This window comes from Brenneria roseae subsp. americana, from assembly GCF_003115815.1.
Taxonomy (GTDB): Bacteria; Pseudomonadota; Gammaproteobacteria; order Enterobacterales; family Enterobacteriaceae; genus Brenneria; species Brenneria roseae.
In genome coordinates this window covers 384,963-399,407 of record NZ_QDKJ01000002.1, presented here as the reverse complement: position 1 = coordinate 399,407, position 14,445 = coordinate 384,963, and the positions used below count along the sequence as shown (strand labels likewise).

Genomic DNA, 14,445 nt, shown 5'->3' with positions numbered 1-14,445 from the left:
CATGAACGACTCCGTTGTTATTGTTAATGCGAAAAGAACCGCCATTGGTAAATTCGCGGGCAGCCTGGCGAATACGTCCGCCATCGAAATGGCTTCCGCCACCATCCGTGATTGCCTGTCGGCGTTGCCGGAAAATCTGACCATTGATGAAGTGATTCTGGGGAATGTGCTACAGGCTGGACTCGGGCAAAACCCGGCCCATCAGGCCAGTATCGCGTCAGGTATTTCGATTGAAACCCCGTCACTCACTATCAGCAAAGTCTGCGGCTCCGGTCTGAAATCAGTCGCTCTCGGCGCACAGTCTATTCTGTCCGGCGATAATCAGGTCTGCATCACCGGCGGTATGGAAAACATGAGCGCGGCCCCCTACCTGCTGGAAAAAGCACGCCACGGTTATCGCATGGGGCACGGTAAACTGATCGATATTATGATTCACGATGGTTTATGGTGTGCTTTCAATCATTACCACATGGGTACAACGGCGGAAAACATCGCCGAACGCTACCAGATAACCCGTGAAGCACAGGATCAGGTGGCGCTGGCCTCACAGCAGAAAGCGATAGCGGCGATTGAAAGTGGTCGTTTTCAGGCGGAAATTACGCCGATTGCGCTGCGCAGCAAAAAAGAAACCCGCATTTTTGCACAGGATGAATTTCCCCGCGCGGATACCACGCTGGCGTCGCTGGCGGCACTACGCCCCGCCTTTTCCGCCGATGGCACCGTCACCGCGGGCAACGCTTCCGGTATAAACGATGCCGCCGCCGCACTGGTATTGATGCGTGAACCAGAGGCGAAAAAACAAGGGATAAAACCGCTGGCGAGGATTCGTAGCTGGGCCTCCGCAGGCGTACCAAGCGAAGTCATGGGATTGGGGCCGATCCCGGCGACGCAGAAAGCACTGATCAAAGCGGGTTTAACCATTGATGATATCGACCTGATCGAAGCCAATGAAGCGTTTGCCGCCCAATATCTGGCGGTACAGCGGGATTTGCGGCTCGATCCAGAAAAAGTGAACGTTAATGGCGGCGCCATTGCGCTGGGTCACCCCATCGGCGCCAGCGGCGCACGTATTCTGGTTACGCTGGTTCATGCCTTGCGCAGCTATGACAAAACACTGGGACTGGCGACGCTGTGTATCGGCGGTGGACAAGGCATTGCGATGATTGTTGAACGCGTTTAAATCTGGCGCACGATCCCTTTAAAAAGGCAATGCAGACCGATGGCCTGCATTGCCTGTTAGGAAGTGCCGCTACTCACGATTTAAAATGTTTCCCAATGCGCGTTTGAAGAGGCCGTCGGTGCGATCTTACGAGCGGGGGATTTCGCTGGTGAAGCAATCGATAATGTTTTCTCGTTGTGCTGTTCCGGCGCCATTGCCTGATTCACCTTGAACACGGCAACCGCACTTTGCAACAGTCCCGCCTGCTGCTCCAGCGCCGCAGACGCTGAAGCGGATTCTTCAACCAGCGCGGCGTTCTGCTGAGTAACGCGATCCATTTCGGTGATTGCCTGCCCCACCAGATCAATACCATGACTTTGTTCATCCGAGGCTGACGCGATCTCTCCCATGATATCTGTCACCCGGGTCACGGCGCTGACGATTTCTTTCATCGTATCGCCCGCTTCTTTCACCTGCGAAGACCCCGTATTAACCCGGCTGACCGAATCGTCAATCAACGATTTGATCTCTTTTGCCGCCTGAGCGCTACGCTGAGCGAGCGTCCGAACCTCACCCGCCACCACCGCGAAACCACGGCCTTGTTCTCCCGCGCGGGCCGCTTCTACCGCCGCATTCAGCGCCAGAATATTGGTTTGGAAAGCAATACCGTCAATGACGCCGGTAATATGTGCAATTTTTTGTGAACTATCAGAAATCTCATTCATGGTTTTCACTACATTATCGACGACCAGACCACCTTTATCGGCAGTCTCCGACGCATTTTTTGCCAGTTGGGTCGCCTGCCTGGCATTGTCCGAGTTCTGTTTGACCGTCGAGGTCAATTGTTCCATGCTGGCCGCGGTTTCTTCTAATGAGGCGGCCTGTTGTTCAGTGCGGGAAGACAGGTCATTGCTGCCCGCGGAAATCTCACTGGCGCCGGTATAAATAGAATGAGAACTGTCACGAACCATGCTCACCGTATTAATTAACGACTGTTGCATATGGCGCAATCCTGCCGCAAGCTGGCTCATCTCATTACGTCCCCCGGCATCGATCTCTAACGTCAGATCGCCTTCGGCGATCGCGCTGATATGCCGCATGAGTTCACGCATCGGATGCAAAAGAATGCGCTGTAACCCGATCCAACTGAGAATAATCACCAACACCACCAGCACCGAGATCGTTCCCAGGAGCCACAACATCGTTTCAAACGCAAAATTATTTTCCCGTAGCCCTGCATCAGATAACTGGGTTTGTGCTTCCCGCCACGCAATATAACTTTCCTGCATAGCCACATTCAGCGCCGTCGCCCCGCTATTCAGTTTCATGGCCGAGCCAGCCAGCCCGCCGGTAAGCGCATCAATAATGTCATGCAGCAGTTTTTGATAAGCGGTATAACTGTCCTCAAGTTTTTGGGATAGGCTTTCATCCAGCCCCGGCGTATTGGGAATTGACAGATATTGTTTGTAGCTGCTCTCCGATGCGGCCAACTGTGTCTCCGCTTGCTGCAAGAGCGCCTGCATGGCTTCTTTATCCGCATTCCCTATCATCATGTTTTGTACAATAGAACCGATAGCGATACGCGTCTGATTCATCATAATCCATGCATCAGTAAAGGCGGCAACATTCTGGTTAGAGCGCTGAGAAACGAGAAACCCTTCTTTATCGTTAACCAGTGCCCGAACAGATAGCGCACCGGTGAAGAATTGAGAGACGCCTAAGATAAACAACACCATAACAAGGATGGTAATCACTTTAATACGTTTAAACATATCACACCCTCTTTCTCCATAAGGACGATATACTTATATCGGAAAAAAGAAGATAAATGTTTATCCTTCGACACAAATAAATACATTGCTATGTATCATTCGATATTCATATATGGATTAAATGATTTTGAATATGGATAAAAACCGTATTATAACAACCGGAACCATAGCAAAAGTCATTCACCCAAATAGAATAAAAGCGCTTTATTATAAAACGATCGTCAGAAAGCGCTAAAAAAGAAAAATACCGGCTTATTTAAGATAGCCCAGCGCATGATTCAACATGCGTTCATCAATGCCGTGTCCGACTCCTGGTACGGTATCCAACGTGAAATTCGTTCCCAACGCCTTGCAGCGCTGAGCGGCAGTCCGGGCATGTTCAACCACAATCACACCATCCGCTTCTCCGTGAATCAAATGAACGGCGACATCACTGAATGCGTTGTCCGGCAATACGGCAAAACGTCCGCTGAAAGCGACAATGTGTCCCGCAAGCTGGGGTTCTGACTTTAATGCTTCCAGAGACATGATGCTCCCCTGCGAGAAGCCAATCAGCGTGGTTCGCGTAAAATCCACGCCGCTTTTTCGCTGCCAGAACCGTATCGTTTCAATAAAACGCGGCATAACGGCTTCAACGCGGGACACCCGATTTTCTTCCGACACGCCCTGTACGGAAAACCACTGACGCCCTTCACCAAATCCGGTACTGAACGGCCCGCCAATGCTGACCACCACAGCGTCGGGAAACGCAGCCGCGAAATAGCGGCCAATCGGCGCCATCCCCGCCGCCGTATCACCTACGCCATGAAAAAGTAAAAACAACCGCTGTGGCGCGGTCGGATTTTGTACAACAATATATTCCTGATTCATTTTGTTTCTCCTGCATGCCGCCGATCCATTCCCAATATCGGCAGCCGATCATTAATGATATTTGCCATTCACTATACGCCCCACTCCGCAGGGAGAAATCGGGATTTCTTGAACGAGATGTTCCATTTTTTTGCAACAGACGGGTTGATACCGTTTTTATCTTTGCCTCTTATCCGTGCTTTTGCACTCGCAGGAGCAAATATAGCTCTCGGTATGCGGCGGCAAATCACAGTCGCAGTTTTCACAGTTGGGGCGTAACTCAAGCATCGGCTTACCTCAAATCAGGAAATCCTCAGGAAAAAGATCGGAAAGAATAAAACTCATTTCTTGCTGTCACTTTTCTCACGTTATTGCACAGATATCAATGAAAGACCAGGACCCACTTATCTATTCGCCAGCGACCCATGAATAAAGAACGGGCCTGATAATAAACCCAGAGATGAGGTTACCCAGAGAAATGGAATATTTATTTAAACATTATCGCGGCCCATATCCTTAAGTATTTATCGATATAGGTGATTTTTATTCGTCAGCTTTTTATTCATCAAAGAAAGATGCGATGAACAGATACCTGCTTTCTCCAAATCCCTGTATTCCGGGAGGCGGTTTTACGTTCTAAATAACATCAGGAACAATAAAATGACGACAGCAACGTCTTTATTATCGCCGAAAAGGAAAACTTTCAGGCAATCGATATTAGCAGTCAATATCAGTATTATCTTACTGGTGTTGGCAGGTTGCAGTGGCGGCGGCGGAGGAAGCGGCGGCGCGGCGCCAACGACACCAACACCTACCGAACCGACCACGCCAACAACCCCGGAAGAACCGACCACCCCTGTCTCATCGGCAGTGAAAGTGGGGATTATTGACTCGGGACTGGAATCGGCTCGCTCGGAATTCAATTACGCCAGTCTGCATTTTACGTCTTTTGTCGGTGGCGGTTCACAAGTCAACGATAACCAGGGCGTCAACGGCCACGGAACACTGGTGGCGCTGACATTGGCAGGGCTCGCGACCGATCTCTATCCAGGCGGCGTCGCACCGGACAGTGAGCTCTATATCGCTCAGACGTCTAAAGACAACCATTTTGACTATCTTAACACCACCTCCGCCGTCAACTGGCTGCTTAATTCGGGCGTGAAAATTATCAATATGTCCTACGCCTCGGAGGAACGGCTGACGACCGACGAAGCGCTCAGAAACGCCCAAAACAGCTTTGATTATCAATTAGTTCGAAGCGAACTGAAAAATATCGTGAACGCCGGGGCGCTGAGCATTGTGGCGACGGGGAACAATTCCACCGCGACACCGTCCCCCAATACCCAGATCCCACTGATTTTTAACGATGAATCGCTCCAGAAAGGTATTCTGGCGGTTACCGGCTATATTCCCGAGTGGGTAGGCAACGACGGTACCACCCGACCCGCCGAACTCTACATTTTTGATGCGTGTGGTAATGTCGCATCGTATTGCATGAGCGCGCCGGGTTATATCGATTATCCCGTGGCGAACAGCAGCACGTTAGCCCGAAGCTATGGTACGTCGTTTGCCGCCCCCCGCGTCGCTGGAGGAGCATCGCTGGTCTCGGCCGTTTATCCCTGGATGAGCGGCTACAATTTACAGCAAACGCTGCTCACGACGGCGATCTATCACACTGACGCCTATACCCAATACGATCCGGATAACTCCTACTATGAGATCATCAAAGACGCCGACGGCAATATAATAGGTTCGGTCTTCCATCGGGCAGAGATACAAGTTGCCGATACGGCTAACGGACGCCCATACAATGACACCTTTGGCTGGGGCGATCTGAACGTCGAAAAAGCGGTGAATGGCCCGGCGATGTTCTATGCCGACAACTTCACCGCCCGTTTAACGGCCGGTGACTATACGTTTTCCAATGATATCAGCGGCGATTACGGCCTGATCGTCGAAGGCGCCAGTAACGCCGGCGGTCTTCTACGCCTGACCGGCAACAACACCTACCAGGGCGACACGCAAATCACCGCCAACAGCCTGTATGTGGACGGTGCGATCGCCGGCGATGCCACAGTGTCAGGCACAGGTACGCTGGCGGGGAAAGGCCGGATTGGCGGCAACGTGAGCAACTCGGCTATCGTCGCCACCACGGCGGAAGGCGGTTTGACCGTCGCGGGGAATTATACGCAAGACAGCAATGGCTTACTGAGCGTGACGCTGTCCAATCCCTTCACCGTCGAAGGCAGCGCGGCACTGGATGGTTCATTACGCGTGGGTCTCCCCAGCAATACCTATATTGTCCAGATGCAGGAAACCCTGCTGCATAGCAATCTGGGCGTGAGCGGCACATTCAAGACCACGGATCTCGGTTTGTTCCTGACGGGTAGTCTGACCTACGGCGCCAATGACGTCATCGGCGCCTTCAGCCGTGTCAATACCGTGGATGCCGTCGCCAGTAGCGGGTTGCAAAGCGCGGCCCTGCTGCAAACGGCAGCCAACGTGGAATCCGCCCTACAGGTCGCCGATCGCTGGTCTGAACTTTCGGCTACCACCGAACAGCAATCCAGCCTGTTGGCCAAAGCCGCCGCCTTCCAGCAACTGGCGACAGCCAGCGCGGCGGCGACCTCGTTAAATTCGCTCTCCGGACAGGCGCACGCATCCAGCAATGCCATTCTGTTTAACAGCCTGGATTATCAAAACCAACTTCTTAATAACCGTTTGGATCTGCTGGGAAACGGGAAAAACTACGGACTGTGGATCGAAACCGGCAAGCTGCGCGGCGACCTGAACCAGTCCGGCTATCTGGGCAGCCATTACGATATCACTCTGACCGCCATCGGCACGGACAGCGATTTCGATACGCCGGGGTTACGCGCAGGGATTGCCTATACCCACAGCCAGATCAAAGCCAGCTATGAAGGTAGCGGCGGCAGCAGTGAAAATGAGTTGCATGGTTTGACGACCTACGCCCGTTATAACCTCACCCCGCAATGGTATGTTCAGGGTAATCTGAGCTACCAGCACGGCCGGGATAAATTAAAACGTTCTATCCTGCTGGACGATGCGCAGGCGGTATCCAGCAAGACATCAAGCGACGGTTGGCAAGGTCTGGTGAAAACCGGCTATGAATTCGCCCTGAACGATACCTTTAGTTTACAACCCTATGCCGGACTGAAATATAGCTACCTTTCCACCGGCAGCTTTACCGATACCGGCAGTGAATTCGGTCTGACGGGAGAAGGCAACGACTATTCCCGCACCGTTGGCCTGACCGGAATCAACCTGCGCACGCTGCTGCAATGGAACCAGGGATGGTGGAGCAGCCTTAGTATCAATGGCGAATATCAACATGCCTTCACCAATCCATCGCTGGATATCACCGCCCGCTGGAGCGGACTGGGCCGGGAAGGCGAGCGCCTTGATATTCCGGGCATCCGTCTGGATAAAGATTCTCAGTGGGCAGGCGTCCGGCTGGACGTCGGCAACGCGGCCGATGCTCACTTCTTCCTGCGGGCAGACAAACACTTTTCCGAGCGCGGCAATGAGGAAGTTCTGCGCGGCGGCGTTGATGTAGCGTTCTGATGACAGATAACGCCGACGATTCAGACTCCGTCGGCGTTATCCCCATTTTATTTATCCTAATGCATTTTTTATGGTGGAAATTCTCATGAATAACATCTCATCGTTATTCATGCGGCATAGTAAATTTTTTAATGCCGCTATTATCTGGATAAACCGCCGTTTCCCGCTAGCGGGAAACGGCATCGTTGGTCGTTGATCCTTCGGCAACATTCCAGTCCGGCGTTTTCCTGCCCGCCAGATGACGCACAAAAAAATCCAGCAGCTTACGTTGTCCATATATTCCAGCGCTGACGCCGTGACCGCCTCCCGGCTGGTAGAACAGGTCAAAATCCTTACCCGCTTTAATCAACCGATCCGCCACCTGCATCGTGCTGGAAGGATCGACGTTTTCATCCAGTTCACCCACCATCAGCAACAATTTACCCTGTAAACGCCCGGCGTTTTCCACGTTGGAGGATGCCGCATACCAGGGGCCGACCGGCCAGCCCATCCACTGCTCGTTCCACCCGATTTTATCCATGCGGTTGTCGTGACTGCCGGAATCCGCCACTGCAACCTTGTAAAATTCGGGATGGAATAACAGCGCGGCCATGGCGCTCTGCCCGCCCGCGGATACGCCGGTAATCCCGATCCCGGAGGAAACATCGTACCAGGGATACGCCCGCGCGACCGCCTGGTGCCACAGGATACGATCGGCAAAGCCCGCGTCTTTCAGATTGCGCCAGGCGACATCATGAAAAGCGCGGGAGCGATTATTGGTGCCCATACCATCAATTTTTGCTACCGCGAACCCCAGTTCGGTCAACGGCTCCGGCCAAAATGAAAAATCTTTCGGCACAAAAGAACCGTGCGGCCCCGCATAGATTTTTTCAACAACCGGATATTTACGTCCCTCTTTAATTGTGCGCGGAGGGTAGATCAATCCCCAAACCTCGGTTTTCCCCTCTCTTCCCCGCGCCGTGAACGGAACCGGAGGACGCCAGCCAGCTTCCTGTAACCGCCTGATATCCGTAGAATTAACCTGCATCAGCTTCTGATTATCCGCCGTGCGATAGAGCGTGGTTATCGGCGGCAGATCGTAACGGGAGTAGGTATCGACATAATAGTTACCGTTGGGCGAGAAGCTCAGCGTGTGATTGGCTTTCTCGGGGGTTAACAGCGTCAGACCGCTGCCGTCAAAGCCGATTTTGTAGCCATGCATATAGTATGGATCTTCACCTTTGGTGATACCCGATGCGCTGAAGTAGATAACCCGGTTTTTTTCATCGACCCAGTTAACGGCCCTGACCACCCATTCCCCTTGCGTAATCGGATTTTTCACCGTTCCCGTCACGCCATCGTACAGATAAAGATGCTGCCACCCGCTGCGCTCTGACGCCCAAACGATGGTTTTGCCGTCGTCCAGATCATACCGATAGCGCTTACCGCTTCCGGTTGCCACCCCGGTTAGCTCCGCGTAATCGATAAAGGTTTCCGACGTCTCGTTAATGAGCTGACAGGCAGCGCCCGTTGTCGCATCCACTTCTATCACGCGATAGACCTGATGACCCCGCTGGTTATACTCAAACGTGAATGCGCGGCCATCTTTGCGCCATACGGGATGCGTAAGCATAAACGGATTCGGGAACAGTGCCGATTCAACCGGGATAACGCGGCGCGAAGCGACATCCACCAGCACCGGCTGCGGAATATCCAACGCATCACCGGGTTTGGGGTAGGAAATCTGACGGTGTTTCGGCTGTAGCCGATCGGCGGGTGAAGACTCAATGTAGTGAACCTGTCGTTTCTCCGCCCACTGGGTACGGTACAACACCAGTTTCGTACTATCCGGCGACCAGCGCAGACTAGCCGGCGCGTATCCTTTTTCCGGCGTACCATCCTGAGTTATCGCTATCCGCTCGCCATGTTGTTGGTCGATCAGAATCAGATTATGGTTTTCAATCACCGCATCCCATTTTCCATCCGGCGACGCCTTTCCCTGATGGCGATTTTCCCTCGCATTTCCAGCGAAAGGGGCGGACAGATCGGTTAACACTCGGCAATGATAGTTTTCAATATCACAACCGATCAGCCGCTGGCCCTGTGGAATAAACAGCAGATTCTCCTGCTCATGGTAATCAAACTGCTCAAAAGGAAGCGTCGTGACCGTCACCGGTTTGCCGAGCAACGGATTTAACGCCAGCGCCAGGCGATCATGATCGAACGCGGGCTGCTGTTGCAGACTGGCCGCGTCCACCCGCATGAATTCATGGCCGCCAGATTGACTGGCCATGGCAACCACCGAGCGCCGGTAAACAAAGGTCTGACTGTCCGGCTGCCACACGATCCGCCCCGGATAATGATGGATCAGCGCCCGGTAATCTTCTCCCTGCCCCATGGCGCGTTGGTAATCTTCACGGCTCAACTCGGCAGCGTCACTCGCCACGCCAGGCAAGACCATGCTCCCCAAGATCAATATCAGTACGTTGCTGCCTTGACGTTTCATCGTCAGCCTGGGGCTCCATTTCATGATGTTTGTCATTTTCGTTCAACGGCGTCAGATGAAGATGATGGGTATGGAAAACGGCCAGCGCCTCACGATGCGCCACGCTGACGATGGCGCAGTTCGGCAAATGGGTGATTAATGCCTGATAAATACGCTGTTCGGTTTCAGAATCGAGGGCGCTGGTGGCCTCATCCAGAAAGATGAAATCAGGCTGATGCAGTAAGGCTCTGGCAATCGCCAGCCGCTGCTGCTCACCGCCGGACAACCGCTGCTGCCAACGATCGCTGACGCCAAGCAGGTCAACGACCTGCGGCAGACAGCTCAACGCCAGTACCTGCTGGCATTGTTCATCGGTAAAATCCATTTCCTCATTGGGGTAGCAAAGCGCGGCCTTCAGCGTACCGGACGGAATATAGCTTTTCTGGGGTAAAAACAGGCTCGCGGCATGCAGCGGGCGCGTCACCACACCCTCGCCGTAGTTCCACAACCCGGCGCAGGCACGTAGTAACGTACTTTTCCCGACGCCCGACGCGCCGCCAATCATCCAGCGCTCTCCCGGCAAAACCCGCCAATTCTCGACGGTGGTCAATACCCTGCCGTCCGGCGTCTCAAGCCGTAGATCCTGGCAGGCAAACGCCGGCGCATTCCGGGACTTAAGCAGGATCGCCGACGTGGTATGTTCCGCATCGCCCAGCGCCGACTCCAGTTCGCTCAGCCGTTTTGTCAACGCCAGCCATTTAGTAAATTCCTGATATGCCTGCATAAAATAACTCAACGTGCTGCGCAGGGAAGCATAAGCCAACTGGATGCGTGTCAAATCGCCGAAAGTGATTTCACCATTCAGCAACTGCGGCAACGCCAACAGCGTGGGGAGTGGAGAAACCAAATGCGTGAACAGATCCTGACCTATCGACACCTTAAAATTGCGCTGAATAACAGCCAGCGCATTGGCTCGCAGGTTGAAAAAGCGCTGTATCAGGCGAATGCCTTCCCGCTTACCGCCCTGATAAAACGCAATCTGTTCCGCGTTTTCCCGAATCTGCATCCCCAGAAAACGAAAGTCCCCTTCCGCATTCTGTTTCTGCATATTAAGACCGATCAGCGTGTGCCCCAGATAATGAGAAATGTAAATTTGCAGGAATGCACAGATAAACGCGGCATACACCATATAGCCCGGAATAGCCCAGTCGGACATAAAATCTGGAATAGCCCAGAAGCGTGTCAATGCGCTGAAATGCAGGGTTCCCGACACCGACCACAGCAGCCCGGTATAGGTCACCGTCCGGACAAAAACCGACGCCAGGCTGATAAAAAAATTCAGCGATGAACTCACCAGCATGCTGGCATCTTCGGCAATACGCTGATCGGTATTGGTCAGTATTCCGTCTCGTTCCAACTGATAATAGGCCTGTGAGCCGGTCCAACGCTGGATATAACGCAACGTGACCCACGTTCGCCAGCGCAGCGTTAAATAATGATTAAACAGCGCTCCGGTCTCCGGTAGAAGCGTCGCTAATAGCCCGAGGAAGAAACTGGTCACAAACAAGGGTTTTATCTTTTGCCAATCCAGCGCGATCAGCGCATCGGTGAATTGGCCGGCGATACGATTACCCTCCACGGCAATGTATGCGCCGAACATGCTAATGCCGATAATCACCGCAAGAATGACCAGCGCCAGATACTTTTCTTCAGATTTCCAGTACGGCAGCAAAATCTGGAGAAAACCCGGTTTCATGCGTCCTTCGTCGCGCATGCTCATGACGCCCTGCACCTGTGTTGATCGACAAACAGGACGTAATGACCAGTATGGGCAAATCGCTGAAAACTTCTGATAGATTGCAAAATATCACCCAAAATAAACAGGATAATCAAAAAATTAGCGTCGTCAGCACTACGGTTCTACGCAGACATCGCGAGAGGTAACCCGCAGGTTACCTCTCTGGTAGCGCGCGCTCCGTTTATACCGGCACACACCGTCAACGGCGCGTGGTTAAAACGAATAGGTGCCGGTCAAACGCCACGTCCGTCCTTCCTGTACGCCCAGATAAAGCGGGGTAGCGGTTGAATAGTAGATGTCGCGATCGAAGACGTTATCCACCCCGAGTTGCACCGACCAGTCAGGCTGGCGATAAAATACCGCCACGTCGGTCTGCGCTTGACTGCCAATGGTGAAGTAATTGGTGCTGTAACCGTTTTTGGTGGTTTTCGACGTGCCGCGGACACCGACAGACGCACCGGCGCCCTGCAACAGACCGCTCTGAATCTCATACGAGGTCCACAGATTGGCGGAGTGACGCGGAATATCTTGCGAACTGATGCTTTCCGGATCCTCTTTCTTCGAATAGGTGTAGCTGGCCGACAGTTCCCAGCCAGGCAACAGAGTACCGTTCAGATCAATATCCCAGCCTTTTGATTCCCGTCCTTCGGTGCCAATCGCCCGGCCATTACTCCAGACGACCACGTTTTGCTGGCGGATATCGAACAGCGCGGTGGTCAATGTCAGATTGTCCTCCAGCAGGTTCACTTTCAGACCGAGCTCTTTCGATTTACCGGTGGTGGGAGCGAAGGTTTCCCCAGTCTCGATGTTCACCTGCGGGTTACCGTTAAAGCTGTTGAGGTAGTTGGCGTACACCGTGACATCCGGCGTAATATCAAAGCTGACCCCGTAATTGGGTATCCATTTGCTGGTGGTATAGTTGGAAGGCGTCGTCCCGGTCAGATAAGCGTTATTCCAACTGGAATGCTTAAGGGAAAGTTGAATATGCAGCCGATCCCAGATATCAATCTGATCCTGCAACAGGAAACCATTCTGAATGAGTTTACTGGTATAAGAACGGTAGTCCGGTTCACCAATTCCCGGATAGACGAGCGAACCGGGATCATAGACGTTACCGTTGTTCAGCAGCACAAAGTTACTGTCGTAGGTTGCATAGCGCTCGTATTTATAGTCATGGCCGAGCAGCAGCGTATGCGTTAGCGGACCGGTTTCTATTTTTCCGCGGACATCGTTTTGCAGGCTCCAGGTCTGGTTGGTGTATTTATTGGAAAGCGGGTGGCTGACTTTGTCGCCATTGGCGGCAATAGCCAGCGTTTCATTCATTTTCACCTGGCCATAGGTGCTCTGGAACATGGCTTTGCTGTTAAACGTCCAGTCATAAGCCAGATCTTGCTCCAGCTCATACCAGGCGTTAGTGGTTTTCATCTTGAAATGGTCGTCTTTGTCACCCAGACGATATTGCGGCAATTTCTGCACTTGTCCGTTGATGTAGGTGGTTCCCGCGGGTCCGGAAACGCGGGTTTGATTGACTTCAGCACCGATCTGAACACGGGTGGAATCCCCGGTCCAGCCCAGCACCGGCGCCAGATAATCGCTGTGACTACCGTTAAAGTCAGGGAAAGTCTGGCTTGATTTCATGGTCGAGGCATTGAGGCGGTAGCTCAGCTGTTTGTCATCGGTAAGCGCGCCGCCCAGATCAATCGCCGTTTTGAATTCGCCATAACGCGCGGCTTCCACTTTGATCTCGTGCAATGGCTCGGTAACCGGTTTTTTACGCACCAGATTAATCGTCCCGGCAGGCGAGCTACTGCCCGACAGCACCGACTGCGGCCCCTTCAGCACTTCAATACGTTCAATACCTTCAATGGCGGTTCCCTGCCCTACCCCCACGTTGCTGGAGCCGGACACCCCGTCCGTCAACCCGGAGGTAACGTTATATCCCCGTAACCAGTAGGTCGATGAACCACGGTTCGAGCGTATGGTAATCACGCTACCCGAATTTTTTAACGCATCTTCCAGCGATGTGGCCTGACGCTGGTTAAGCAGTTTGCCGCTAATTACCTGTACGGACTGCGCCGTCTGCTGTAAGGGCGTATCGGTGCGCAGAGCGGATGAGGAATTACCCGGATTTAACACCTCTTCTTCTGCCGCCGCGCTGACCGTGATCTTCGGCAACGTTTTTTCAGCCGTTTTTGCCGCTTCAGCATCATTGGCGCGCGAAGAAACAATCGTCAGCGTGCCATTGTCCGTGGTGGTCAATAATAATGGCGTGCCTTGTAACAAACGCAAAATGGCCTGACGAGTCGTGTAGCGGCCATTCAACGCCGCGCTCTGATAGTTCGCCACCAGAGCGGGGTTAAAGGAGATAGTCTGTTTACTTTGACTGGCAATCGCCAGCAGCCCTTTTTGCAAATCGCCGGCAGGAATAGCAAACACAATGGCGTCATTTTCTCCTGCGGCATAGGCAGCCATCGGGATGGTCGTCACGCCAAGCAACAGCGCGGAATTTATCTTTAACATTCTGGTGAAGAATATACGTTTCTTGAAGCTAATCCCTGGAAATCGATGCACATTAGATCTTTTTTTCATTTTTCCCCCGTCACTCGCCAAGACATATCAGATTTTTATTGGTCTTCGTATGTTCTGTGCGATGACAAAAGAAAAGTGACAACAGAAATAGATTTTTTTTCTGAATTAATTTTCTCTCAATAACGATCGAGTTGATTTCACAACCCTATTTTTTATCTGCCTGAAAAAGCGAATAACCGGTTTTCTATTAAAAACCACGCAATACACCGATCGATAGCAAAGCGCCAAG

General features: G+C 52.6%; 7 protein-coding genes and 1 pseudogene. 2 read left to right on the top strand and 6 right to left on the bottom strand.

The features are described from left to right. The first annotated feature begins 1 nt into the window (after window position 1). The gene (locus B4923_RS03725) at window positions 2-1,180 is read left to right on the top strand and encodes an acetyl-CoA C-acetyltransferase (protein ID WP_109053013.1); all 1,179 of its coding nucleotides are present in this window, start codon (window positions 2-4) and stop codon (window positions 1,178-1,180) included. Between the two features lie 80 nt (window positions 1,181-1,260). On the opposite strand, the gene B4923_RS03720 is transcribed toward B4923_RS03725, so the two are convergent. The 3 genes and pseudogenes from B4923_RS03720 to B4923_RS03710 all read right to left on the bottom strand — a co-directional run. After that, complete coding sequence (locus B4923_RS03720) at window positions 1,261-2,931, bottom strand: methyl-accepting chemotaxis protein (protein WP_109053012.1); 1,671 nt, start codon at window positions 2,929-2,931, stop codon at window positions 1,261-1,263. A 252-nt stretch (window positions 2,932-3,183) separates the two neighbouring features. Beyond that, window positions 3,184-3,801 carry an esterase gene (gene ypfH / locus B4923_RS03715; protein WP_109053011.1) on the bottom strand — a complete coding sequence of 206 codons (618 nt, stop codon included), beginning with the start codon at window positions 3,799-3,801 and terminating at the stop codon, window positions 3,184-3,186. A 183-nt stretch (window positions 3,802-3,984) separates the two neighbouring features. Beyond that, window positions 3,985-4,068: pseudogene (locus B4923_RS03710) on the bottom strand (DUF1272 domain-containing protein); the annotation flags it as partial. Window positions 4,069-4,440: 372 nt separating this feature from the next. Here B4923_RS03710 and B4923_RS03705 point away from each other — a divergent pair. Next, window positions 4,441-7,365, top strand: coding sequence for an autotransporter domain-containing protein (locus B4923_RS03705; RefSeq protein ID WP_109053009.1), 2,925 nt, complete (start codon window positions 4,441-4,443; stop codon window positions 7,363-7,365). A gap of 166 nt (window positions 7,366-7,531) precedes the next feature. Here the strand turns inward: B4923_RS03705 and B4923_RS03700 are convergent, their stop codons facing one another. The 3 genes from B4923_RS03700 to B4923_RS03690 form a co-directional block, all read right to left on the bottom strand. Then, a complete protein-coding gene (locus tag B4923_RS03700) occupies window positions 7,532-9,850 on the bottom strand; it encodes a S9 family peptidase (protein WP_170116001.1) in 2,319 nt (772 codons plus the stop codon). Beyond that, window positions 9,780-11,609, bottom strand: coding sequence for an ABC transporter ATP-binding protein/permease (locus tag B4923_RS03695; protein WP_109053008.1), 1,830 nt, complete (start codon window positions 11,607-11,609; stop codon window positions 9,780-9,782). Before B4923_RS03695 ends, B4923_RS03700 begins: the two co-directional genes overlap by 71 nt. A gap of 231 nt (window positions 11,610-11,840) precedes the next feature. Continuing rightward, complete coding sequence (locus tag B4923_RS03690; protein WP_245929483.1) at window positions 11,841-14,147, bottom strand: TonB-dependent siderophore receptor; 2,307 nt, start codon at window positions 14,145-14,147, stop codon at window positions 11,841-11,843. Window positions 14,148-14,445 lie beyond the last annotated feature (298 nt).

Bases quoted from the DNA above. Each gene is read 5' to 3' on its own strand.
- B4923_RS03695 (WP_109053008.1), bottom strand. From the start codon at position 11,609: ATGAGCATGCGCGACGAAGGACGCATGAAACCGGGTTTTCTCCAGATT.
- B4923_RS03725 (WP_109053013.1), top strand. From the start codon at position 2: ATGAACGACTCCGTTGTTATTGTTAATGCGAAAAGAACCGCCATTGGT.
- ypfH (WP_109053011.1), bottom strand. From the start codon at position 3,801: ATGAATCAGGAATATATTGTTGTACAAAATCCGACCGCGCCACAGCGG.
- B4923_RS03690 (WP_245929483.1), bottom strand. From the start codon at position 14,147: ATGTTAAAGATAAATTCCGCGCTGTTGCTTGGCGTGACGACCATCCCG.
- B4923_RS03705 (WP_109053009.1), top strand. From the start codon at position 4,441: ATGACGACAGCAACGTCTTTATTATCGCCGAAAAGGAAAACTTTCAGG.
- B4923_RS03700 (WP_170116001.1), bottom strand. From the start codon at position 9,850: ATGAAACGTCAAGGCAGCAACGTACTGATATTGATCTTGGGGAGCATG.
- B4923_RS03720 (WP_109053012.1), bottom strand. From the start codon at position 2,931: ATGTTTAAACGTATTAAAGTGATTACCATCCTTGTTATGGTGTTGTTT.